This window comes from Mycolicibacterium canariasense (genome assembly GCF_002101555.1).
Lineage (GTDB): Bacteria > Actinomycetota > Actinomycetes > Mycobacteriales > Mycobacteriaceae > Mycobacterium > Mycobacterium canariasense.
In genome coordinates, this window is sequence record NZ_LQOL01000050.1 from 147,765 (window position 1) to 171,426 (window position 23,662).

The 23,662-nt window shown below is 66.3% G+C and carries 23 protein-coding genes; 7 read left to right on the plus strand and 16 right to left on the minus strand.

The genetic code is table 11. The features are described 5' to 3' along the window. Window positions 1–11: 11 nt before the first annotated feature. Window positions 12–857 (minus strand): RDD family protein, encoded by an 846-nt coding sequence (locus AWB94_RS15630; protein ID WP_062660208.1) that lies wholly within the window; start codon window positions 855–857, stop codon window positions 12–14. A gap of 28 nt (window positions 858–885) precedes the next feature. Here AWB94_RS15630 and AWB94_RS15635 point away from each other — a divergent pair, with 28 nt between their 5' ends. After that, window positions 886–1,878 carry a stage II sporulation protein M gene (locus tag AWB94_RS15635; protein ID WP_062660209.1) on the plus strand — a complete coding sequence of 331 codons (993 nt, stop codon included), beginning with the start codon at window positions 886–888 and terminating at the stop codon, window positions 1,876–1,878. On the opposite strand, the gene AWB94_RS15640 is transcribed toward AWB94_RS15635, so the two are convergent. From AWB94_RS15640 to AWB94_RS15660, 5 genes are read right to left on the minus strand one after another with little or no spacing between them, the layout of a single operon-like run. Continuing rightward, window positions 1,875–3,197, minus strand: coding sequence for a DUF58 domain-containing protein (locus AWB94_RS15640; protein ID WP_062660210.1), 1,323 nt, complete (start codon window positions 3,195–3,197; stop codon window positions 1,875–1,877). The two genes, AWB94_RS15635 and AWB94_RS15640, sit on opposite strands and share 4 nt — an antisense overlap. Then, on the minus strand, window positions 3,197–4,159 hold the full coding sequence (locus AWB94_RS15645; protein ID WP_062660211.1) for an AAA family ATPase: 963 nt from the start codon (window positions 4,157–4,159) through the stop codon (window positions 3,197–3,199). Before AWB94_RS15645 ends, AWB94_RS15640 begins: the two co-directional genes overlap by 1 nt. Continuing rightward, window positions 4,156–5,295, minus strand: coding sequence for a DUF4350 domain-containing protein (locus tag AWB94_RS15650; RefSeq protein ID WP_062660212.1), 1,140 nt, complete (start codon window positions 5,293–5,295; stop codon window positions 4,156–4,158). Before AWB94_RS15650 ends, AWB94_RS15645 begins: the two co-directional genes overlap by 4 nt. Beyond that, window positions 5,292–5,939 carry a DUF4129 domain-containing protein gene (locus tag AWB94_RS15655; protein ID WP_062660213.1) on the minus strand — a complete coding sequence of 216 codons (648 nt, stop codon included), beginning with the start codon at window positions 5,937–5,939 and terminating at the stop codon, window positions 5,292–5,294. The genes AWB94_RS15650 and AWB94_RS15655 overlap by 4 nt, the downstream gene beginning before the upstream one ends. Before the next feature lies 1 nt (window position 5,940). After that, window positions 5,941–7,077, minus strand: coding sequence for a DUF7847 domain-containing protein (locus AWB94_RS15660; RefSeq protein WP_062660214.1), 1,137 nt, complete (start codon window positions 7,075–7,077; stop codon window positions 5,941–5,943). A 66-nt stretch (window positions 7,078–7,143) separates the two neighbouring features. On the opposite strand from AWB94_RS15660, the gene AWB94_RS15665 reads away from it, so the two are divergent. Next, the gene (locus AWB94_RS15665) at window positions 7,144–7,608 is read left to right on the plus strand and encodes a GatB/YqeY domain-containing protein (protein ID WP_024454614.1); all 465 of its coding nucleotides are present in this window, start codon (window positions 7,144–7,146) and stop codon (window positions 7,606–7,608) included. Here AWB94_RS15665 and AWB94_RS15670 read toward each other — a convergent pair. The 7 genes from AWB94_RS15670 to AWB94_RS15695 all read right to left on the minus strand — a co-directional run bounded on the left by AWB94_RS15670 (window position 7,579) and on the right by AWB94_RS15695 (window position 13,608). Then, window positions 7,579–7,788, minus strand: coding sequence for a three-helix bundle dimerization domain-containing protein (locus AWB94_RS15670; protein ID WP_062660215.1), 210 nt, complete (start codon window positions 7,786–7,788; stop codon window positions 7,579–7,581). The genes AWB94_RS15665 and AWB94_RS15670 overlap by 30 nt on opposite strands. Window positions 7,789–7,930: 142 nt before the next feature. Further along, on the minus strand, window positions 7,931–9,412 hold the full coding sequence (locus AWB94_RS15675; protein ID WP_062660216.1) for an amino acid permease: 1,482 nt from the start codon (window positions 9,410–9,412) through the stop codon (window positions 7,931–7,933). A gap of 107 nt (window positions 9,413–9,519) precedes the next feature. Beyond that, on the minus strand, window positions 9,520–10,380 hold the full coding sequence (locus AWB94_RS15680) for a serine/threonine-protein kinase (RefSeq protein ID WP_062660217.1): 861 nt from the start codon (window positions 10,378–10,380) through the stop codon (window positions 9,520–9,522). Between the two features lie 18 nt (window positions 10,381–10,398). After that, window positions 10,399–10,554, minus strand: a complete 156-nt coding sequence (locus AWB94_RS35140; protein WP_165605432.1) for a hypothetical protein — start codon at window positions 10,552–10,554, stop codon at window positions 10,399–10,401. A 45-nt stretch (window positions 10,555–10,599) separates the two neighbouring features. Continuing rightward, entirely contained in the window at window positions 10,600–11,553 is a 954-nt protein-coding gene (locus AWB94_RS15685; protein WP_062660218.1) for a GGDEF domain-containing protein, read from the minus strand. A gap of 121 nt (window positions 11,554–11,674) precedes the next feature. Beyond that, complete coding sequence (locus tag AWB94_RS15690) at window positions 11,675–12,433, minus strand: SPW repeat domain-containing protein (RefSeq protein ID WP_062660219.1); 759 nt, start codon at window positions 12,431–12,433, stop codon at window positions 11,675–11,677. 323 nt (window positions 12,434–12,756) lie between these two features. After that, window positions 12,757–13,608, minus strand: a complete 852-nt coding sequence (locus tag AWB94_RS15695; RefSeq protein WP_062660220.1) for a helix-turn-helix domain-containing protein — start codon at window positions 13,606–13,608, stop codon at window positions 12,757–12,759. A gap of 120 nt (window positions 13,609–13,728) precedes the next feature. Here AWB94_RS15695 and AWB94_RS15700 point away from each other — a divergent pair, with 120 nt between their 5' ends. Beyond that, a complete protein-coding gene (locus tag AWB94_RS15700; protein ID WP_131805459.1) occupies window positions 13,729–14,160 on the plus strand; it encodes a limonene-1,2-epoxide hydrolase family protein in 432 nt (143 codons plus the stop codon). A gap of 617 nt (window positions 14,161–14,777) precedes the next feature. Then, entirely contained in the window at window positions 14,778–15,947 is a 1,170-nt protein-coding gene (locus AWB94_RS15705; protein WP_062660257.1) for a Fic family protein, read from the plus strand. Between the two features lie 239 nt (window positions 15,948–16,186). On the opposite strand, the gene AWB94_RS15710 is transcribed toward AWB94_RS15705, so the two are convergent. Continuing rightward, window positions 16,187–19,273 (minus strand): MMPL/RND family transporter, encoded by a 3,087-nt coding sequence (locus AWB94_RS15710; protein ID WP_062660222.1) that lies wholly within the window; start codon window positions 19,271–19,273, stop codon window positions 16,187–16,189. Window positions 19,274–19,646: 373 nt separating this feature from the next. Between AWB94_RS15710 and AWB94_RS15715 the strand changes: the two genes are divergently transcribed. Beyond that, window positions 19,647–20,288, plus strand: a complete 642-nt coding sequence (locus AWB94_RS15715; protein ID WP_085981140.1) for a TetR/AcrR family transcriptional regulator — start codon at window positions 19,647–19,649, stop codon at window positions 20,286–20,288. A 91-nt stretch (window positions 20,289–20,379) separates the two neighbouring features. On the opposite strand, the gene AWB94_RS15720 is transcribed toward AWB94_RS15715, so the two are convergent. Further along, the gene (locus tag AWB94_RS15720; RefSeq protein WP_011895470.1) at window positions 20,380–21,021 is read right to left on the minus strand and encodes a TetR/AcrR family transcriptional regulator; all 642 of its coding nucleotides are present in this window, start codon (window positions 21,019–21,021) and stop codon (window positions 20,380–20,382) included. Window positions 21,022–21,123: 102 nt separating this feature from the next. Here AWB94_RS15720 and AWB94_RS15725 point away from each other — a divergent pair, with 102 nt between their 5' ends. Both AWB94_RS15725 and AWB94_RS34640 read left to right on the plus strand, forming a co-directional pair. Next, a complete protein-coding gene (locus AWB94_RS15725) occupies window positions 21,124–21,993 on the plus strand; it encodes a metal-dependent hydrolase (RefSeq protein WP_011895469.1) in 870 nt (289 codons plus the stop codon). Between the two features lie 179 nt (window positions 21,994–22,172). Next, the gene (locus AWB94_RS34640; protein ID WP_052537336.1) at window positions 22,173–22,721 is read left to right on the plus strand and encodes a hypothetical protein; all 549 of its coding nucleotides are present in this window, start codon (window positions 22,173–22,175) and stop codon (window positions 22,719–22,721) included. Between the two features lie 70 nt (window positions 22,722–22,791). On the opposite strand, the gene AWB94_RS15730 is transcribed toward AWB94_RS34640, so the two are convergent. Next, window positions 22,792–23,662: IS3 family transposase (locus tag AWB94_RS15730; protein ID WP_234811750.1), on the minus strand; the 871-nt coding region annotated here is incomplete at its 5' end.

Below are 23,662 nucleotides of genomic sequence, written 5' to 3' on the forward strand. Positions count from 1 at the left end.
GTCCCACTACGTCAGCCGGGAGGGGTGAACCCGCTGTTCGTCGGCGGTGGGGCCGTGCCGGGCGGCACCGGCGGCGGTGACGGTGACGGCGCGGATCCCGGCCGCGCCACCTGCAGCCGCTCCAGCTCGCGGCGGTGCCGCTCGGCCAGCACCGCCGCCAACACCAGCTCAGGCGGAGCGCCCGGCGGGGGTGGCGGCGCGATTCGGGCCAGCACCTCGCCGGCGATCCGGTAGGCCATCTGCTCGCGCATCCGCGGATCCAGCTGTGTCGTGCGGGACAGGAACTGGCGCGCCATCTCCGCCTGCGCCGACCCCAGGCCCGACAGCGTGATCGTGCCGGCCCACCCGGCCAGCGCCGGGGGCATCGGGGGTGGAGGGTTGAGCCGCGGCGTGCGCTCGCTGATCACCATGGTGCCGGCGAACACGTCACCGATGCGCTTGCCCCGCGGTGACACCATGCTGCACAGCACCGCCGGCGCCCCGGTGAACATCCAGATTTCGATGACGCCGGCCAAAGCGCGAAAGATTGCTTGGCGCAATCGTTCCGGGCTACCGTCATCGGAGACCACGCGCAACCCGAGCGCCATCTTTCCCAGCGATCGCCCGCGGGTCGCGGTCTCGAAGACCACCGGATAACCGAGGAGCGTCAATACCGTGAAGATGATCAGGACCGCTGCCGACAGCGCGGAATCGAAGTCCGCCAGCGTCAACGCCCATAGCGTGACGCCCAGGACGTAGCCGATCAGCATCACCATGAGATCGATCAACGCCGCGGCAGCGCGGACCGGTAGCTGGGCGATCGACACCTCGAGCACCACCGCATCGCCCGTCACCAAGGGTTCCGGCTGGGAGACCATGCCCTCGAACGCTACTAGGCTCGTCGGGGTGGATGTCGACGCGTTCGTGCTGGCTCATCGCGCGACCTGGGACCGGCTGGAGCAGCTGGTCAAACGCCGCCGCGCGCTGACCGGTGACGAGGTCGACGAGCTGGTCGATCTCTACCAGCGGGTCTCCACCCACCTGTCGAAGGTGCGTAGCGCATCTGCGGATCCGGTGCTGGTCGGTCGGCTGTCGGGTCTGGTGGCCCGGGCCCGCTCGGTGGTCACCGGAGCGCACGCGCCGTTGTGGAGCGAGCTGATCCGCTTTGTGACGGTGTCGTTCCCGGTCGTGGCCTACCGGTCCTGGCGGTGGTGGCTGGGCACGGCGGTGGCGTTCTTCGCGGTCGCGGTGGTGATCGGGGTGTGGGTGGCCGGCAACGCGGACGTGCGTGCCTCGATCGGGACGCCGGCCGAACTGGAGCGGCTGATCAATCACGACTTCGCCGCCTACTACAGCGAGAACCCGGCCGCCTCGTTCGGCCTGCGGGTCTGGGTGAACAACTCGTGGGTGGCGGCGCAGTGCATCGGCTTCGCGATTCTGCTCGGCATCCCGATTCCGTACGTGCTGTTCCAGAACGCGCTGAATGTGGGCGTGTCCGGCGGGCTGATGTACGGCGCCGGCAAGTCGGATGTGTTGCTGGGCCTGCTGATTCCGCACGGACTGCTCGAACTCACTGCGGTGTTCCTGGCCGCGGCGGTGGGAATGCGGCTGGGCTGGACGGTGATCGCGCCGGGCGAGCGGCCACGTGGGCAGGTGCTGGCCGAGCAGGGCCGCGCCGTGGTGGCGGTCGCCGTCGGGCTGGTGGTGGTGCTCCTGGTATCGGGCTTGATCGAGGCGCTGGTGACCCCCTCGCCGCTGCCGACATTCCTGCGGATCGGCATCGGGGTGGCCGCGGAGGCGCTGTTTCTGACCTATGTCATCCACTTCGGCCGCAAGGCGGCGCGGGCCGGCGAGTCCGGCGATGTGGCGGACGCGCCGGACGTGCTGCCGACCCGCTAGAGCTTGCCGGTGGCCTTCATCGCCAGATAGCGGTCGGCCAGCGCGGGGGCCAGCTCCTCGGGCAGCGCATCGACGACATCGACGCCGTGGCGTCGCAGCCGGGCCGCGATCTCGTGGCGGTCATTGCGTGACCGTTCGGCCGCCGCGGCGTCATAGACCTGTGCAGCGTCGGCCCGGCCGGCCGCCAATTCGTCCACCCGGGGGTCGGCCACCGCCGCGATCAACACCTGGTGCCGGCCGGCCAGTTGCGGCAGCACCGCCATCAGCCCCTCGTCCAGGGCCGAAGCATTGAGGTCGGTGAGCAGCACCACCAGGGCCCGTCGGCGGACCCGGCGTTGCACGGCCGAAACGGTTGCCGCGGCATCGGATTCGATCAGGGCGGGCTGCAAGGGTGCCATCGCCTGGACCAACTGGGCCAGCACCTCGGTGCGCGCGGCGTTGAACACCGTGGCCCGTGGAACCCGATCGTGGGCCAAGAAATCCACGTGGTCACCGGCCCGTGCCGCCAGCGCGGCCAGCAGCAGCGCGGCGTCCATGGACCAGTCCAGCCGCGGCCAGCCGCTGGGGTCCTGGGATGTCGGGTCCACCCCGATGCGCCCGGCCGAGGTGCGGCCGGTGTCGAGCACGATCACCACCCGGCGGTCGCGCTCGGGGCGCCACGTCCGGACCACCACGTCGGCCCGTCGTGCGGTGGCCCGCCAATCGATCGAACGCACGTCGTCGCCGACGACATATTCACGCAGCGAATCGAATTCGGTGCCCTGTCCCCGGATCAGCACCGGAACCATGCCGTCGAGTTCGCGCAGTTTGGCCAGCCTGGACGGCAGGTGCTTGCGGGACAGGAACGGCGGCAGGATGCGCACCGTGCCGTCCACGTGATGCGACCGCTGCCGCCCGGCCAGGCCGAGCGGACCGATGGAGCGAACCGTCACATGTGCCGGGTGCTGGTCGCCGCGCCGCACCGGCGCCAGCGTGGTGACGCTTCGGAAGCGTTGTCCCGCAGCGATTTCGAGCGCGTGGTCGCGTGGCGTCGCGCAGGCGCTGGGCGGCCAGGCGTCCCTGACCCGGCCGCGCAGCCGCCGTGACCCGCCGTTGTGCAACATCAGCTCGGTACGCACCGGCTGGCCCAGCCGTGCGGTGGTATCGCCGGAACGGTGTGCCTGCACCGCCCGCGGATCCGCGGCCAGCGCCGCGTCGACGCCCACCGCCACGGCCAGCAGGACCGCGAACAGGACGAATGTCGCTGCGGGCCAAGGTGACAGCACCACCGGCAGCGTGCCGATCACCGCGATCACGCCGGTGCGGCCGGTCAACACCACTAGCGCGGCACCGGTACGGAGGTCAGGATGCCGTCCAGCACACCGTCGGGGCTGGCACCTTCCAGCTCGGCCTCCGGACGCAGGGCGATGCGGTGCCGCAGGGTGGGCCGGGCCATCGCCTTCACGTCGTCGGGGGTCACGTAGTTGCGGCCCGACAACCAGGCCCACGACCGCGCGGTCGCCAGCAGCGCGGTGGCCCCGCGCGGGGACACCCCCAGCTGCAACGACGGCGACTGCCGGGTGGCGCCCACGATATCGACGATGTAGCCCAGTACTTCCCCCGAGACCAGCACCTGGCGTACCCCGTCGCGGCCGGCGGCCAGTTCGGCCGGACCCGCCACCGGTCGCACCGACGACAGGTCACGCGGGTCGAAGCCGCGCGCGTGCCGGTCCAGGATGGCGATCTCCTGATCGCGCGGTGGCAGCGGGACGTTCAGCTTGAGCAGGAAGCGATCCAGTTGTGCCTCGGGCAGCTGATAGGTGCCCTCGTACTCGATGGGATTCTGGGTGGCGGCGACGATGAACGGGTCCGGTAGCGGGCGGGGTTCGCCGTCGACACTGACCTGCCGCTCCTCCATCGCCTCCAGCAGCGCGGCCTGGGTCTTGGGCGGGGTGCGGTTGATCTCGTCGGCCAGCAACAGGTGCGTGAACACCGGGCCGGCCCGAAATTCGAATTCGGCGGTGCGGGCGTCGTACACCAGCGAGCCGGTGACGTCGCCGGGCATGAGGTCCGGGGTGAACTGCACACGTTTGAAGTCCAGTTGCAGGGCCGCCGCCAGGGTGCGCACCAGGAGCGTCTTGGCCACGCCGGGCACGCCCTCCAGCAGCACGTGCCCCCGGCACAGCAAGGCGATGACCAGGCCGCTCACCACGGCTTCCTGGCCGACGACGGCCTTGCCGATCTCGTTGCGCAGGGCGAGCAGCGCGTCGCGGGCGGCGTCCTGGGGGGAGGGCTGACTCACGACTGGGTGACCTGCCTTTCGATGTCGTCGAGCTGGATGGCGAGTTGGTGGAGTTCGGCGTCGGTTCCCGGTGGGGTCCCGAACAGGATGTGGCTCAACGTATTCGGAGACTGTGTGCAACGCTGGGCGAGGGCCTGGTTGACGGTGGCCTCGCTCGCGGTGCCGCCGAGACCCAATCGCGGCAGCAGCCGACCCAGGGTGGCGGTGCGCAACGCGGCGGCGGCATGTGCCCTGGCCCGCCGGGACCGGTACAGCCGGGCCCGGCCTTCGACGGTCTCCGACGCCCGCACCACCACCGGTAGGTCCTCGGCCACCAGGCGCCCCAGCCGGCGTCCCCGCCACCACGCGATCAGCGCGACGGCCAGACACATTTGCAGCACCGCCCAGTACACCCGGTCGGGGATCAGGTCGGTGATCGTCTTGGCGCCCTTGGTGCCGCCCTCGGTGCGCTGTGGCGCGTACCAGATCACCCGGTCGCTTGCGCCGGCCAGGTTCATCGCCAACGCGGCGTTGCCCTTGCCGAGCAGGCCACCGTTGGTCATGAAATTGCTGCTGCCGACGACGGTGACGGTGCGGCCCGCGTCCGTGTAGCGCGCCAGCGCACCGCGATAGCACCGGCTGACGGTGCGATTCCCCGCCGCCGCGAAGGTATCGCTGAGGCCGAGGTCGGCCTCGCCGGTGCGGACGGCCTCGGGCACATCACAATCGGGGGCGCCGCCGAACGGGGTGGCACCGTCGCGGCGGACACCGGGGGCGAGCCGCTCCCTGGTGGCCGACGTGGGGGCCACCACCAACCGGTCGCCGGGCAGGCCGGCCAGGGTCGCCAGCGTGTCGTCGTCGTAGAGGAAGAAGGTCTGCGCCACCACGATCAAGGTGTCGGGGCGGGCGGCACGGACCACCGCGTCGAGATCGTCGGCGACGATGACGTCGACACCGTGCTCCTCGAGGAGGGTGACCAGGGCGTGGGCGCCGTCGGGTGCGGTGGAGCCGGCCTCCATCAGCCCGCCGGGCCGCGGCGCGGTGAGCACCGTGGTCAGGACGGCGACGGCGATGACGGCGGCCACCGCAAGCGTGACCCAGCGGGCGGTCCGCCACCGACTCGCCCTCGGTGGAGCCGGCGATGTGGTCGGCGTCATCGCACCGGAACCCAGGTGTCGGGTGCGGCGCTCGGCGCGTCCGGCGGGGCGGCCGGGGCATGGTCGAAGTGGTCGTCGAGGTCGGCGATCACGCGGTAGCCGGCCTCGGTCGCCGGGCGGTCGCCGTAGGCCACGTCGTTGAAAATCTCAGCGGCCCGGGTCAATTCGTCGTGCAGAGCGGGCAGTGCGGCGGCCGCATCGCGGGCGAGTTCGGTGGCGGTGCGCCCTGGCGCCGGGTCGAGCACCGCGGTCTCCTCCAGCCGCCGCGCGACCGCACGGAGCCGGTGCCGGATGGCGGCCGCCCAATCCCCTTGCGCGGCACACTGTTGCGCAAGGGCGCGGTGTTCGGCGGATCCGAGCTGGTGGTTGTCGAACAGGGCGGCGTCACCGCCGCGCCGGGTGTGCATGGTGCGCATGGCCACCCGGATCGCCACCACGGCCGCGATGACGACCAGTAGCGACAGCAGCCCGATGGTGATCCACCCGCCGGGCACCGACGAACCCGCATTGAACACCTGGTAGAGCAGGTGCTCGAGCCAGGCCCACAGCTGGTCGGTCAGCGACGGTTTCGGGTAGATGGGCTTGCCCAGTTCGCGTTGCGCCGCCTCGTGGGCGGCGTCGCTGTCGATCTCGAGTCCGGACACGTCAGGGCCGGCGGATCAGCCAGAGGTGGTCGGTGCTGTCCGCGGGGGCGACCGGACCGGCAATGGCACCCGTCTGCAACACCAGATCGAAGGCCTCCGCGCGGATCCGGCGATCGGTGTACTGCAACACGACCACGCCCGCGGTGAAGGGCGAGGTGAGGATCTGCCCGATCGCCGCACCCACGGAGATCAGCACCAGTCCGGCCACCGCCGCGGCGGTGGTTTCCGAGGCGAACAGCAGAATCTGGCCGCCGAAGCTGAACGGCACCGCCACCGCGCCGGCGATGATGCCCGCCACCATGGTGGCCAGTAACCGGATGCCTAACACCCGCCAGAAATCGTTTCGGATCAACGCGAACGAGCGCTGCACCGCGGCGAGGATGGGTAGCCGCTCCAGCACGATGAGCGGCGGGACGAAGCTCAGCATGGTGCTGAGATACACCACCACGATGATCGTGCCGAGCAGCAGCGGAATGCCGACCAGGAATCCCGAGGCGGCGTTGCCTGCCACGACGGCCACGACGGTCAGCCCGACGGCGACCCCGATGAGCAGCACCGCCCCCGCCGCCTCGAGCGCGGTGAATCCGAGCAGTGCCCAGATTCGGCCGCGCAGCCGCTGCCAGGCCGCGCCGATGGTGATTCCCGATCCGAAGACGGCGCGGCCCACGATGACGGTCAGCAGCCCGGCCAGCACGATGCCCGACACCCAGGTGGCGACGGCACCGGCCATGGTGCCCAGGGTGGGGCCGATCAGCGCCACCGCCGGCGCGTCGTCGCCGGTGTAGGCGGAGTCCAGCGCACCGCTGCTGGCCAGCGGGGTGATCTGCAGCATCAGCGCGAACAGCTGGGCGATGACCACCACGATGGTGGTCAGTCCCAGGGTGGCTTTGGGGTTGGTCCGAATGTAGGCGAAGGCGCCGTTGAAGATGTCGGACAGGTTCAGCGGACGCAGCGCGATGATGCCCGGTTTGAGCTCCGGGGCTGGGCCCGGATAGCCGCCTTGATAACCGCCTTGAAAACCGAGGTGGTAGCCGTGACCCGGTGGGGGATAGCCGGGGTGGCCACCGTAGCCGGGCGGCGGGTAGACCGGGCGGGACTCGGCCCCATACCCACCGGGATCGCTGTACATGGCCACCATCCTGTAGTCGACTCGGGTAATTGACAACGTATCCAGGAAGTTCGGGACGGGCGTAGCGTCGCAGCCATGGCGGAACTGAAAGACCGGCTTCGTGCGGATCTCACCGCGGCGATGAAAGCACAGGACAAATTGCGGACGGCGACGCTGCGGATGCTGATCGCCTCGATTGGGGCCGAGGAGGTGTCCGGCAAGCAGGCGCGGGAACTGTCCGATGACGAGGTGCTCAAGGTGCTCGCGCGGGAAGCCAAGAAGCGGGCCGAGGCCGCGGAGATCTACACCCAGAACGGACGGGGCGAACTGGCCGCCAACGAGCACGCCGAGGCCCGGGTGATCGACGAGTACCTGCCGACGCCACTGACCGAGGCCGAAGTTGCCGACGTGGTCGACACCGCGATCGCACAGATCGCCGAGGAGATCGGCGAGCGGCCCGGGATGCGTCAGATGGGCCAGGTGATGAAGGCGGCGACGGCGATCGCCGCGGGCAAGGCGGACGGGTCGCGGCTATCCGCGGCCGTGAAGGCGCGGCTGTAGGTTGGCCACGGCACGGCGTTCGACCAGCAGGGCGATGTAGTCGCGCACGGTGCTGGCGACGAAATGCTTGTGGGCGTCGGCGACGGCGGCGGTGACGTGTTCGGCGGGCAGGCCGGCGTATTTTTCCAGTAGCCGCGTCGTCACGTCGTTCACCTGATCTTCCTCGGTGCGTCTACCCACGCTCAAGATTTTGGGGTAGGGCGGCCGCACCGGTCAACCTGGAGAGCACCGCGCAGCCGGTGACGCTCGACACCCGTTAAGGGTGCCGAAGCGCCGCCGCGCTGGGGGTGTTCATTGAGTTGACCCGGTTGGCCCCGGGGCCTCAGTCCCGGTGTTCGCCCGGACCTTCCGGAACCGGCGGCTGCGGGATCACCGGGTAGTCGCCGGTGTAGCCCATGCGCTGGGCCGCCATCGCCGTCACCTTGCCGCGCACCGCGTACCAGCCGCCGACCAGCATCGGGATCAGCACGATGATCGCGATCAGGTTCCAGACGTTCTCGTAACACATCAGTATGGTGACCGCCGCCAGGAAGACCAGCGTCGCATAGCCGGTGTAGGGCGTGCCCGGCAACCGGAACTTCGGCCGCTGCAGGATGCCCTTGCGCTCCCAGCGGTACAGCTGGAGCTGACAGGCCACGATCATGGCCCACGTCGAGATGATGCCAAGCGCCGAGAGGTCCAGCGCGATGTTGAACGCGTCCTCGGGCACGAACAGGTTGAGCACGACGCCGAGCAATGTCAGGGCGCCGGTCAGGGCGATCCCGCCGAACGGGACGCCGTTGCGGTTCATCTTCGCCGTGAAGGCCGGGCCGCTGCCGTTCATCGCCATCGACCGCAGGATGCGCCCGGTGGAGTACAGCCCGGCGTTGAGACTGGACATCGCGGCGGTGAGCACCACCAGATTCATGATGCCGCCGGCCGCGGGTACCCCGATCTTGGAGAAGAACGTCACGAACGGGCTCTCACCCTTGTGGAATTCGGTGTAGGGCAACAGCAGCGCGAGCAACACCAGGGAGCCGACGTAGAACAAGGCGATGCGCACGATCACCGAGTTGATGGCCCGTGGCATCACCTTGGGGGGATCCGCTGTCTCGCCCGCCGCGATGCCGACCAGTTCGACTGCGGCATAGGCGAAGATCACACCCGAGGTCACGACCACCAGCGGGAAGATACCGACCGGCAGCAGGCCACCGTTGTCGGCGATCACACCCAAACCGGTGGCCTGGCCGTTGATCTCGAAACGTCCGGCCAGGAACACGATACCGACGATGAGGAAGGTCACCAACGCGGCGACCTTGATGATCGACGCCCAGAACTCCATCTCGCCGAACAGCTTCACGGAGATGATGTTCATGGTCAGGACGATGCCCAGCGCAATGAGGGCGATCAGCCACTGCGGGACCGCCTCGAACATCCCCCAGTAGTGCATATACAGCGCGACCGCCGTGACGTCCACGATCGCAGTGGCCGCCCAGTTGAAGAAGTACAGCCAACCCGTCACGAAAGCGGTCTTCTCGCCGAAGAATTCGCGCGCATAGGAGACGAACGAGCCCGACGACGGACGATGTAGCACCAGCTCGCCGAGGGCGCGCAGGATGAAGAACACGAAGATGCCGCAGACCGCGTACACCAGGAACAAGCCCGGTCCGGCGCTGTTCAGCCGGCTGCCTGCACCCATGAACAGGCCGGTGCCGATCGCCCCGCCGATGGCGATCATCTGGATCTGGCGAGGTTTGAGGGCCTTGTGATAGCCCTCGTCCTCGTGGCTCAGGGCTGAATTGTCGTACGTCGATTCTGTGGTCATCCCGCTCCCCGTCGGTGACTGCGTGGTCGCTCGACCGTAAGCCGGGCGGGCGGTGTGCGAAAGTCGAGCTATGTAAACATTGCGCTACACGGCCCGGCGCGGCCTGCCTAACGGCGCCGCGGCAGCGGGACGTCGCGCAAGGTACGGGCGACGATATCGATGAAGCCGGCGCAGGATTCATAGCGGGCTGCCGGGTCTTTCGCGAGGGCCTTGGCGAACACCGCGTTGAGTGAACCCGGCAACCACGACCGGCGAGCGGTGATCATGGGGATAGGGTCGCGCAGGTGCGCATAGGTGATGGCGAACGCCGTGCCGCGCGGGAACGGGGGTGCGCCGGTGAGCCACTCGAATACGGTGCATGCCAACGCGTAGAGGTCCGTCGCCGCACTCAACTGCTGGCCCTGCAGTAGTTCCGGTGCGGCGTAGGCGATGGAGCCCCGGACCCGGCCGTTGCTGGCCAGCGTCCGCACGTCGTCGGCGAGCTGCGCGATGCCGAAATCGGTGAGATAGCTCTGGTGACGGTCGGCGGACAGCAAGATGTTGGCGGGCTTGACATCTCGGTGGATCACATCCATCGCGTGGGCATAGTCCAGTGCTCCGGCGATCTGCCCGGCCACCGTGACCACGGCTTCGACATCCGGTTCATGGCCCGCCGCCGGGACCAAGACCGAGGCCGACGGGCCGTCGACGTACTGCATGACCATCCACAACTGCGGTTGTGCCGATGCGGTTTCGCCGTGTTCGTAGGTGGCCACGATGTGCGGGTGACGCAAGGTCGAGGCGATGGCGAACTCGCGGGTCAGCCGCTCGCGCGCGAGGTCGCGGTTGGTGGCGTCGGTGTGGATGACCTTGAGCGCCAAGGGTTCGGCCTCACCCGTGCGGTGGACGCGGTACACGTCGGCCGCCCCGCCACCGCCGAGACACGTCTCGACGACGAAGCCGGAGATGACGTCACCGGCCTCGAACACCCTGCCAGACTAAGCGCTTCACGTCTCGTCGGCGATCTGACGGCGGCTCTGGAAGCGGGCCGGCGCGTCCGGGTCTTCGTTCTGCCGATCCAGCTGTTCCTGGAGCTCGCGTTGCTCGGCGGTGGCCTGGGTGGCGTCTTCGGGTGTCGGCGGGGGCGTCTGCTGCTGTTCCATGCGGTTCAGGGTGGCCACAAACGGCCCGCGGCAAACCGGCGGTTGTCAACGGCGCAGCCGTTTACGCCGGTAGAGGTCGTCATCGGCGCCGGCGAACAGGGCTCGCACGTGGTCGCGGCGGGGGTCCCCGGCCGCGACACCGAAGGAGACCGCCACCTGATGTCCGGCGGCGAGTTCACCGGCCAGCCGGCGGGCCGCCGCCAGGTCGTAGCCGGCGACGATCACCACGAATTCGTCGCCGCCGATCCGGCCGAGAACCCCGCGCTCGGGCAACCGTCCGGCCAACTGCTCGGCCACCCGGATCAGCAGGTCGTCACCGGCCGGATGGCCGTGCACGTCGTTGACCGTCTTGAAGTCGTCCACATCGAACACCATGACGGCCAACGGCTTTCGGGTACGGCGCGCGTGTTCGGTGAGCCGCCGGGCGTGCTCGTCGACACCCGTACGGTTCCACACCGACGTCAGCGGATCCCGGAAGGCCGCCTCGATCAGCGCCGAGGTGATGATCCCGAAGACCTCCTGCGCGCCCAGGATGCTGACGGCGTAGATGACCAGCCACAGCCCCGGCACCGGGACCGGGGCCAACAGCAGACCGCCGATGGCGGCCGCGATCAGCACCGTGGTGGCGATCCGCGCGGGCACCGCGGGATACCAGGTGCGGATGAAGATCGCGACGAACATCAGCGGCACCACCGACCACACCTGCGCCTCGAGCGCCTGATGGAACAGGATCGACAGGACCGGTGCGGCGGCCAGGCAGACCATGGTCGCCGCCTGCCTGCGGGGACCCGGGCGCGGCCGGGCGATCAGTGTCAGACCCAGGACCGCGGCGGCACAGGCCAGCAGTTCGCCCCGGCCGTCCGTGCGGGGGACGTCGACCACGTACGAGCTGAACGCCGCCAGGCCGTAGAGCAGTAGCAGAGCCGTGAACGAGCCCAGCAGCATGCGGCGCTTGAGCTCACCGCCCTGGCCGCCGACCAGCGATCTGGCCCTCCACATCGCGTCCTCCGCATGCCCGCCATTCGATGAAGAGAACCTACCCGCAATGCAAGGACACGCTGATGGGCCGGGCCGAGTGCAGAGGTTCTGGGTGCCGAGCGAGCACGATTGCAGAGCAGCGTCAGCGGTATCGCCTGCGGTACTGCTTCATCGAATCGTCGCGGACGGCGGCTGCGAAGTCCAGGCGCTCATCCTCCACGTAGCCGACGACGCCGAGGGCGGTGGTGACGGCACCAGCCGCCCAGGCCACCCATGCCAGCTTCTCCCCGGCGAACCCGGCAACCCAGGGCGACAAGAAGAGCGCCAGTCCGATGATGGCGAGCGTCAGGAAGTTGTGGGTTGGCTCGGAGGCGAGTAGCGACCAGACGGCGACTACGGCGATCATTCCGCCTAGGCCGATGGTGACCGCCGCCCCGGCTGCCGTCGGGCGAAACGCGATTCCCAATAGCACGCTGGCGAGCCCGATGCTCAGCGCCATCCGCCCGATCCAGTAACTCCAGGGCTGGCGTAGCCGTTGGCTGTCACCCAATTCGGTGATGCCGTACTCGGTCGGCGTGCGGTCCTGCGTCCAGGCGAACCCGCCCAGGATCATCGCGAGGCCACCCGCCACCCAGCAGGTCCAAGAGGCCCACCGGTCGTAGCTGTAGCCGTTCCCGACGAAGGGAACGACGAACATTGCCGCACCCACGACGAACAGCCCCCAGTGATCGGGGGCCCGGTTGTGGGCGAGGAGTGTCAGCGCCCCGAAAAAGGCGACGAATGCGCTGAAGCCGAAGACGAACCCCGACCCGACGCGAGTCGAACTGAACGCGAATGACGCGATCGCGGCGCACACACCAATGGTTACCGCAGCCCAGCCGGTCCAAGTCCTCGATTTCATACACCACACTCAAACACCGTCGCGATCAGGGCTCTAGGGTCTTACGGCCCTGGCCCGGCAGACATAAGGCTCCGGCGCTCACACACCGGACACTGACGCTGATCGGTTTCACTGACGGGGTGTGCGCTGTTCGTGGATGGCCACCCGGTAATCGGACCATCGGGACGAGGCAGCGACTCTACAAAGTCCTATTCACCTTGCTCCACGAAATCGCGCACATCCTCTGGGGACACGTCGACGACACCCCAATTGCCTCTGCCGTCATGCTGAGCCGAAGACGACAACGGCCCCTTTGTCACGCCGGCGCGGGAACGGCCATGAGTCTATTGAGCGGTGCTCTCGGTCCAGGAGTTGAGGAATTTCAGAGCCTGATGGGTGGGACTGTGTGGAGGTGCGGTCATGGTCATGAGGCGTTGGTCATGGTCGGTGTCGCTGAGGAAGGTGTTCCACTCCAGGGTCAGTTCGCCGGCGATGGGGTGGCGCAGGACGGTGGTTCCGCTGCTGGAGTCGACGACTTCGTGGGCGGGCCACCAGGTGCGGAAGACCGCGTTGCGGGTGCGGAGTTCGTCGACCAGTGTGAGTAGGCGTGCGTCGTCGGGGGTGCGGGCGGCGGATCTGCGCAGGCTGGCTACACAATCGCGGGCGACGGTGTCCCAGTCGGCGTAGAGCGCACGGACGTCGGGGTGGGTGAACACCAGGTGCACGTAGTTGCGCTGCTTCGGCGGTATGCGGCTGAAATCGACGTAGATGGCGGCGGCCAGCGGGTTCCACGCGAGGATGTCGAATCGATGGTCGAAGACGAAGGCGGGAATCTCGGTCATCGCGTCCAGTAGCCGCTGAAGTTGGGGCCGCACCCGGTGCTGTTCTGACGTCCGTCGGCGAGGGACCGGTTTGCCGGCAAGTTCGTAGAGGTAGGCGCGTTGTTCAGCGTCGAGGCGCAACACGTCGCTCAGGGTCTTCAGGACCGCGAGTGAGGGGGCGATGCGACCTTGTTCGAGTCGGGCGTAGTAGTCGTGGCTGATGGCGGCGAGGTGGGCGACCTCTTCGCGGCGCAGCCCGGGAACGCGCCGCCGGGCCCCGAGCAGGGACAGCCCCACCTCGGTGGGGTCCAGTCCGTCGCGCCGAGCCCGCAGGAAGTCCCCGAGGGAACCGGCGGGGTCCGGGCGACTGGTCATCGATCAATTGTTCCAGCAGGCCGACGATCGGAGGGAGGGACTGATTCATCCCAGGTTGCGCTGAACCGGGGACGGAACTGACCGTTCCGCGCCGCAGGTCGGTACGGCACCGTGGACGTCATGACCACATCGGATGCGACCCACCAGACCACCACGACCGCCGACCCCAGTGCCGTGGTGCGGCAATTCCTCGAGCGTTGGAGCGGCTCCAAGGCCGCCGTGTTGGCGTCCTTCGAGGAGTTCTTCACCCCGGAGACGGTGTGGGAGAACGTCGGCATGGTGACGACCGTGGGCATCGACGAGGCCCGAGCCCTGGCGGAGAGCTTCCCGCCGGGCTTCGAGACGATGACTGTGGACTTCAAGTTCATCGAGTCGCGGGGCCGCTTCGTGTTCACCGAGCGCGTCGATGACTTCTACAGTGCCACCGGTGAATTGATCGTGTCCGGGCGCGTTGCGGGCGTCGCCGAGGTCGTCGACGGGCGCATCGTGGAGATGCGCGAATACTTCATCCTCACCGAGGATCCCGCGGAGCCGAGCCCCCCGGCGACCTAAGACGAGAGGGACGACGTCAGCGTGACAGGCCCCAGCACGTGCGGCGGCGATGGCGCGGCATCGCGACGGTTCGGTCACCTCCGCCGACCTGTTCCCGGATGATCTGGAGCTTGTTTCGGCGGCTCTGGACGACGCCCGAACCAGGTCGCTGGAATCTACTGCGGACTGGAACGGAAGAAGACCCCGAACCGGGTAACCGGTCAGGGCCTCTGTCCTGCGATCACACGAGTCGGGGTATCCGACGCTGCGCGCCGTCAACCCCTTCCCTCGCCTCGGACGAACGAGCAAGCTCGCTCGTCTCTCGGCTCAGTCGGGGTGGCGGGATTTGAACCCACGACCTCTTCGTCCCGAACCACGCCACCTGGGGTTTTGATGACGTTGGGTACGTTGGCCCGCGTAAGTTTCCCAGCTCAGCTGTATTGGGTGGGTTGGCGCGCGCAGGAGTCGCGAAAATCTACTGCGGACTGCCTGCGGACTGAGACACCTTGGTGGTCAAGGCCGCTTCTGATCTACCGAGAGCGGGAACCTTGAAATCAGGATGTCAGTTTTCAAGGTTGAGGCGCTAACCTTGAAATTGCACTCCTGGAATTCAAGCTTGGCGAGTTGAGGTGGATCCGATGGATATCGAGGCGCTTCGTAACAGCCCGATCGGACGGTTGGTGCCAATCGGGGGTCATGACCCCCGATTAGGTGAGGCGTACGAATACGTCGCCTACGTGCCGGACCCCCTTCCTGCGGACCTCAAACTGGAAGCTCAGACCTATGCCGCGGTGATCGACGCCGCGGCGGCGATGGCACGTGCCGACCAAGCGTCTTCATTGCTGCCGAACCCGAGCCTGCTCGCTCGGCCGGCCACTCGTCGGGAAGCGGTAAGTACCTCCGCGCTGGAGGGCACCTACGCGTTCTTGGCGGACGTTTTCGAAGCAGACTTTCTCGAAGCTGAGGAGCTCACCAGTTCGGTCAGTGAGGTCAGGAACTACGTCACCGCAGCTGAGCGGGCATACGAACTCGTGGCCGAAGGGCAACCGATATCGGTTCGGATGCTCGAGGATTTACAGCGCGAACTCCTGCGTGGGACCGCCAGTGATGGCTCGCACGCGGGCAGCGTCCGCACCACTCAGGTTTTCATCGGACTCGGCAATCGGCGTGTCACGTCGGCTCGGTTCGTGCCGCCTCCGGCTGATCATCGGCTGCTCGACGGGTTGCGGCTGTGGCAGGACTGGATCCGGGAACCCAGCGCAATACCGACGATCATCCGAGTAGCGGTCGCGCACTATCAGTTCGAGACCTTGCACCCGTTTCATGACGGCAACGGCCGGCTGGGGCGTCTCGTCATGGCGCTGCAGTTGATGAGTGCTGGTGAACTGCGTTTTCCGGTCCTGAACATCTCACCGTGGCTGGAGCAACACCGCACCGAGTATCAGGACGGATTGTTGCGCGTGTCGCAGACCGGTGGATGGGACAGCTGGGTGTGCTTCATTTCCGCGGCCATCCATGCCGAGGCCTTGGAAGTCGTTGAGCGAGTGGACAAGCTCCTGGCGCTCCGTGAGGAATTTCAGGTGATCTTGCGCGGAGCCAAAGGGGTCTCGCTCAGGATCGCTGACGACCTGATCGGTTACCCGATGATCACGGCGTCGGCTGCGGCAGCGTTGCACGGTGTTTCCTACCAGGCAGCGAACACCGCCATCACAAAATTGGTGGACAAAGGAATTCTGCGCCAACGAACTTCGGGCCGGTACGACCGAATATTTCAGTGTGACGGTGTGCTCGCGGCTCTAGAATACTGAGCATTCGTCGGCGTGCTGGCGCGATTCACTGGCATGGAACGGCTGGTCGGACCCCCTATCCAGGTGGGCTACCAAGACGATCCAGTCGGCTATGGGCGGCGCCTGAACGCAAAGCTGCAGCAGTTCATGGACGCTTACTCGACGGGCTTGCAACGCCAGATTCCGACGGATCCGCAACCAAAGATCACGGCTGTGAATGGCCCTCGCATTCCTCGCTTCCACTAGTAGTGCGTTGCTCATTATTTCTGCGTGGCGGTGTCAGCTACTGGGGTCCGCGTTGCTTTGGTGGGCCACCAACTGGCTTCGCGTAGGAGTGTGGCGATCGCGGGCACGGTGAGGGTGCGCACGAGGAAGGTGTCGAGCAGCAGTCCGAAGCCGATGATGAGGCCGGCTTGGATCATGATTGCGACTGAGCCGACCATGAGGCCGAACATGCTGGCGGCGAATATCAGACCAGCTGAGGTGATGACGGCTCCGGTGTTTGCCACGGTGCGCAGGACGCCGACGCGGATGTTGGTCCCGGATTCTTCGCGGAGCCGTGAGACGAGCAGCATGTTGTAGTCGGCGCCGACGGCGACGAGGATGATGAATGCCAGTAATGGTACGGGCCAAGCGATTTCGTAGCCCAGTCCCCATTGGAATACCACAACGCCGATGCCGAGCGAGGCGAGGTAGTTGAGCACGACGGTGCCTAAGAGGTAGAGCGGTGCCAGGAGTGCGCGCAGCAGTAGGACCAGGATGACGCCGACGATGATTATGGTGGCGACGGCCAGTTGTGCGAAGTCGGCCCATAGGAATCGTTGGATATCGGAGTTGACGGCGGGGAAGCCGGCGACGGATACGGTGGCGTCGGCGAGCGACGTGTTGGGTCGTGCGGTGTTGGCGGTGTCGGTGATGCGGCTGGCGAGCTCCATGGCTTCGACGCTGTAAGGGTCGTGGCTGCTTTCGATCATGAACCGCGCGGTCTTGCCGTCCGGTGAGAGGAATTGCTTGGCAACATCGGTGAATTGCCGGTTCTCGAATGCATTAGCGGGCAAGTAGAAACCGCTCGAGGAGTCGGAGTCCGCCGCTGCGCGTGAGGAATTCTGTAGTTGGGTGGCGATCTGGCTCATACCGGACAGCATTTCGATGTTGCTGTCGGCGAGGGTGCGGACACCGGTCGCGAGTGCTTGAGCGCCGGAGGCGAGCTGTCCGATTCCCTCCTGCAATCGGCGGAGATTGGTGGCTAGGTCGGCGGGGTCACCGAGGGCTCCGAATGCCTTGTCCAGCGAGGCGACTGCGTTCTGGACGTTGGAGAGGGTGCCACCAACGGTGGCATTGGTCGCGGGATCGTAGCGGTCCCCGAGGTCGGCGATCTGGTCGAAGAATCCGCTGTCGCGCAGGCTGACCAAAATCTTCACCTGGTCACGAATTTGGGCGCACTGCGGGGTGGCGGCACACCACGGTGAGGTGTTGAGCGCGCCCACGAGTGGATCGAGCTGGGTGATCGCGTTCTGCGCCTGGTTGGCCAGCGGTCGCAGTCCTGGGCCGGATTGGATGGCTTGGTCGACGGCGGGGGCGGTGGCGGAAAGTTGTTGCAGCAGTGGGCGGAACTGGTTGACCTGAGTTCCCGCGGATTGAGCTTGGGTGAGGATTCCGGCCAGTGGCGCGAGGGCGGTGCGCACCGTGCCATCGAGTTGGGCGAGGCCGTCGGCGAGCTGGTCGGCGCCGCCGGTGAGTTTGGCGAGGTCGTCCTTGCGTGAGTTGCCCTCGGCGACCGCGCCGGCCATTTTCTCGCCGATCTGGCCGTTCTGCCAGGCCAGTTCTGCTTGGTCGAGGCGCTCCCCGGTGGGGCGGGTGACTCCGGACACCCTGGTGACGCCGGGGATCTGGGAGACGCGAGAGGCCATCTCGTCGAGATCGGCCAGCCCCCTCCCGGTCCGCATGTCGGTCGGGTTCTCTACGACGAGGAACTCGCTGATGACGACGTCCTTGCGGAAGTGGCGGTCCAGAAGTTGGTAGCCCTGGTTGCTGGCCGTGGTGTCTGGTTGTCCCTTGCGGTCGTCGTAGCTGATTTTGATGGTCGCAGCGGCTGCCGACAGGGCGAGCAGGATGGCCAGGCTGACGATCAGCAGTGGCACCGGACGGCGGACCACGGCGACGGCGACGCTGTTCCAGTAGCGGCGGGTGCGATCGGATTTGGGTTCACCGATGCCGCGTTTGGCGGCTAGCGACAGCACGGGTGGCAGCAGGGTGACGGTCGCCAGAAATCCGAACAGCACGGCGATGGCACACGCGGGGCCCAGGGCGGCGAAGACGCTGAGCCGCGCGAAGACCATGGCCAAGAACGCGAGTGCCACGGTGGCGGCGGACGCCAGGATGACGCGCCCGATGCTGGCGGTGGCGTGGATGATCGCCTGATCGGCGGGTACTTGGGCGCGGCGCTGCTCGTGGTACCGGCTGATCAGAAAAACTGTGTAATCAGTTCCGGCGCCGAGCAGGATCGCCGTCATGAATGCGACGGTGAACTGGGAGACCGGCATGCCCATCTCGCCGAGGGCGGATAGCACGCCGCGCCCAACCGCCAGGCTCAACCCGATTACCAGCAGTGGCAACAGCGCGGTGAACACTGACCGGTAGACGATCAGCAAGATCAGGGCGATCACGCCGGCGGTAGCGATCGAGATCAACAGCAGGTCGTGCTCGGCGGAGGCGATCATGTCGCTGAAGGTCGCCGGTGGTCCCGTCACTTGGACGGTCGTGGTCGATCCGGTGAACACCTCCGCGGCGATGTCGCGCACCGCGTTCAAGGATTCGGCTGCCGTGGGGTCTCCGAGGGTGCCGGTGACACCGACGGGCAGATACCAGGCTTTGCGGTCGGCGCTGACTGCCTGAGCTTCGGTAATCGGATCGGCCAGCAGGTCCTGCACCAGCAGGACGTGGTCGCCCTCGGCCTGCAACCGGCGCACGAGTTCGCCGTAGCGCTGCCGTGCAGTTGGAGTCAAGCCAGTGGGGTCTTCCATGGCGACGAACACCATGGTTTTCGAGCCTTCTTCGCCGAACGCGGCGCTCATGCGGTCAACCGTCTGCAAGGACGGGGCGTCGCGAGGAATGAGGTCCACCGACTGTTGGCGCACCACGGTTTCCAGCTGTGGGAACAGCAGCGCGAGAACCACCGCGGCGCCTAGCCATACCCCGATGACGAGCGCTTTGTGTCGGAGGGTGAACCGGGCCAGGGTCGCCAACCGTTCGCTGTACTCGCGAGTGTCGGCCGGGTCGGTGGATCCGTTGGCGCGCCGACCAGGCCGCTTGGCCTGGCTTGGGGCATCTGCACTGCCGTCGGTCACTTGGCCTCCACTGGTAGCGATACTGCCGGTATCGGTACGCTACCGCACGTAGTGCAAGTGGTGACGGCGACCGGTGGGGGCCTCGCTCAAGAGCGTCATGAGTCGACTCCCTACGGGATTGCGGCGGGCCAGTCGGCCGCGAATACCTGCACGGCGTGCAGGGCGCCTCCTACCGCCACCGTCGCCAGTGCCGCACGATCACTGCTGGGGGCGGGAATGACGACAGCCGCTGCCACGTCTCTGAGAACTCGAAGTTTGAGCGTTCTGATCGTCAATCGCTGCCCTCCGCGGAGTCCTATGGTGGCACGCGCCCCCATTGGGGGCGGATGCTACCAAAGTGTTGCGACCTACTGTGGCTTGCCAAGATGGACATGTGCGGACGCGGTCGAAGAGATGGGGCGGGCGTACCGGTGCTGAACGCCGGGCGGAGCGCCGTCAGCGCCTCATTGATGCCGCGACGGAAATCTGGAGTGAAAGCGGTTGGGCAGCAGTCACGATGAGAGGAGTGTGCGCCAAAACCGGCCTGAACGACCGTTACTTCTACGAAGACTTCAAGACCCGCGACGAGTTACTTGTCGCTGCATGGGACGGCGTGCGCAACGAGATGCTCGGTGAGGTTTCTGCGACGCTCGCAGAACGCATCGGGCAGCCGCCGATGGAGACCATCCGCGTGACCATCGCCGCGGTGGTCGACCGGATTGCAGAGGATCCGGGCAGGGCGAAGATTCTACTGGCTCAACACGTGGGCAGTTCCCCGCTTCAGGATCGGCGCGCTGTCGCACTGCAGGAGGCGACACACCTGGTGATCGCAGCCAGTGAGCCACACCTGAGGCCGGAAGCCGATGAAACCGCCCTTCGGATGGACACACTGGTGGCCGTTGGTGGCTTCGTCGAATTGATCACCGCATGGCATGCAGGTTTGCTTGACGTCATCCAGGGGGAGATCGTGGAGCACACGAGTCGGCTTGCCGAGACGCTCGCCGAACGTTATTTGGTCGACGACGCTGGCCTCTAATGTTGTACAGCGGCGTTCATGTGTTCAGTCCGGAATGAAGCAAGCGGAGGCACCTCGACATTCGCGAAGCGCGGCCGGGAGGCGCCAGAAGCTAACTCTGAGGTTTGGCTTTGGTCGTGGCCGACTCGACTGCGTTCTGCAGCAGCACATAGCTGCCGAGGCTGCCCAGGAAACCTGCGCAGTGCTGAACGAGTTCATCGGTGGTGAACTCGAGTTCTCCGTCGAGCCAGCGGCGCAAGACTTCGAATAACCCACCCACACCCAATGTCGAGGCCAAATGGGCAACGCCCACTGCGGAGTCGGCGATGTCAAGGTGAAGTCTGGCCTCACGCAATACGAGGTCGGTGAAACCGGTCATCATGTCGCTGCGTAACTCCCGAAGCAGCGGCTCCGTTGCAGATTCCACGAACAAGATCCGACCCAGTCGAGGATCATTGTTGATCATGCTGACCAGCCCGCGGATCGGCGCGTACGCGAGCACCTCGGGTGGGGCGCCGGCATCGGGGATCGCGTCAACTATCACCTCCTGGAAGGTTGCGTAGAGCTGCTGGTAGACAGCTCGCAAGAGGGCGTCTCTGTCAGGGAAATGCTGATAGAAGTAGCGTGACGTCACGCCGGACTCAGCGCATACGGCAGTCACCGTGGCGGCGGCAACGCCGTGCGTGCCGATCAACTCCATCGCGGCCTCGATGAGACGCGTGCGCCTGTTCCGGTGACGCTCCTCGGCGGACATCCCGCTGTACACCCGCACCGATCGCACAACGCATAGCTTGCCATCTAATTCTGACTAGGCGTAAAGTCAGATCATCAGTGCCCATGACAACAGGAGAACAACATGAGCGACGATTCGTCCACACGGCCCACCACGCGGGTCGTCCCGAAGCCCCGCCGTGTCCGATTCGACATGCCTGCTGAGACCAGTCGGCAGCACTTCGTCGATGGCGACTTGGTGATGAGCCACTTTGTGTCCACCTTGTCGGCCACGTTCCCCGAAGGCGAAGACTTCTTCATCCGGTCAGTCCGCGAGTACCGGGACCACATCAGCGACGCTGACCTGAAGGAGGCGGTCAAGGGATTCATCGCTCAAGAGGCCACCCACCGGCACCAGCATCGGCTGCTCAACGATCGCCTTCAAGCGATGGGCTATCCCACCGAGGGGATCGATCGGCATATCAAGAAGTTGGTTGGCCGACTCGAGAAGCGTTTTTCTCCCAAGATGCGCCTGGCTGTGACGGCAGCCCTCGAGCACTACACGGCGACATTCGCCGAGATCATTCTCACCAGCGACGAAGCTCAAGAACTGATCGGCTACACCGAGGTGCGGCCGATTCTGCTTTGGCACGCACTGGAGGAATGCGAGCACAAGGCCGTCGCTTTCGATGTCTACGAGACGGTCGGTGGAAGCGAACGCACCAGGGTCTGGGGAATGCGGATCGCCAGTCTCCTATTGTTCACCGAGTTGGTCATCCAGACCACCCGCTCTCTGGCCGGCGATCGTGCCGCCTACAACCCGGTGCGGTTGCTGCGCAGCCTTCGAGCCTTCCGTCATAACCCGCTGTTCAGCCGAGCAGCGATTGAGCGCTTCCGTTCCTACACCCACGCCGGGTTCCATCCCGACGACTGGGATAGCGCAGAAATCCTCGAACGTTGGACCAAGGAACTCTTCGACGCCGATGGCGGCCAACAGCTACGGAGTAACGTGTAGGTCGACAAGTACTTTTGTGGTGAAAGCCGCCATATGGAACGACCTCTTCACGAAGAAGTGCGTTGCGCCGTGGCCGCATCGCGCGTTCAGGCATTCCGCTGATGCGGGCGGAAGGGCCATTACCGCCGTCCCGTCAGCGTCCGAAGACGTCCCGGCAAATCTGCACACAAGTTGGCGCCGTGTCAGCGAGCGCGCATGTCTTCTACGAATTGCTGTCCGGAGTTGCGATGCCGTTCGCGTCGGTGATTGGTCCGGTGCCGGCAGCGACGGGTTGGGGCATGAGCACCGCAGTAGTACTTCGCATGGCGGAACGTGCCGATAAGCGTCACGAGGCTGTCCTCGGTGTTGTGAACGGCCTGTTCCTGACGACCGTGTTGGCTCACTTCATACACTGGCCGAAGCGCTGGAGATTTGGTGTGCCAAGCCTGTCCGAGTGCGAAGGACTATGCGGCCCAATCCTGGTGCCTTACAACGGTATTCTTTACATTTCGGGGCTCAGTGCTGTAGCCGGATTGCTGGAGAATGGTCGCCGAGGTGCGGTCCGTGGTGCGATCGTCCCGCTGCTGGGTGTTCCAGTTCTCCTTCGACTGCAGCGGATGGAATTCCGTCGGCTCAGTCTTCAGGCCCGGCGCAATCCTCGGTGGTGGAATCGCCGTCTGCAGATGCAACCGCCCGACCGTTCGACATCGTCAGATCCCGACCAACAGGTGCTAGGGGCAGAGTCATAGCACGGAGTCGACATGGCGAGCCGATCACCCGGGACTGCCCCGAGTTCAGTTGACTCGCGGGGTGTGAATTTCAGGCCGCGGTTGCGACTGGTGTGTGGAGCAGTTCGAACTCTATCGGGGTGAGCCTGCCGAGGGCGCGTTGGCGCCGGCGGCGGTGGTAGGTCCGCTCGATCCAGATGACGATCGCCATCCGGAGTTCGGCGCGGGTTGTCCAGCGTCGTCGGTCCAGGACGTTGCGTTGCAACAGGGCGAAGAACGACTCCATGGCTGCGTTGTCTCCGCAGGCACCGACACGGCCCATCGATCCGTGTAATCCGTTGTGTGACAGCGCGTGGACGAACTTTCGCGATCGAAACTGGCTACCCCTGTCGGAGTGGACAATCGCCGCAACCGGTGAGCGCAGCGCCACAGCGTGGTCCAGCGCCGCCACGGCCAACGACGACTTCATTCGGGAGTCGATCGAGTAGCCGACAATCCGGTTGGAGTAGACGTCTTTGATGGCGCAGAGGTAGAGCTTGCCTTCATCGGTGCGGTGCTCGGTGATGTCGGCCAGCCAGACCTGGTTGGGAGCGTGGGCGCTGAACTGACGTTGCACGAGGTCGTCATGCACGGGCGGCCCGGATCGGCGGTTCAGCCCTCGCTTCTTGGCGAAGATCGACCAGATCCGTTCCTGGGAACACAGCCGTGCGACACGGTTCTCGCTGGCGGTGATCCCGCGCCCAGGCAACTCATCAGCGATGAACCGGTACCCGAAAGCGGGATCATCAGCGTGGATCTCGCGAGCCGCGTTGATCAGGTGCGCGTCGTCCCAATCCCGCTGTGACAGCGGTGCTTTGCGCCACTTGTAGAACGCCTGGGTGGAGAGAGCAATGATCAGAACCTGTGGATGAGCCTCGGCGAGGCGGCGTGAAAGTGGGCGCACCTTCCCGAGGATGATCTGA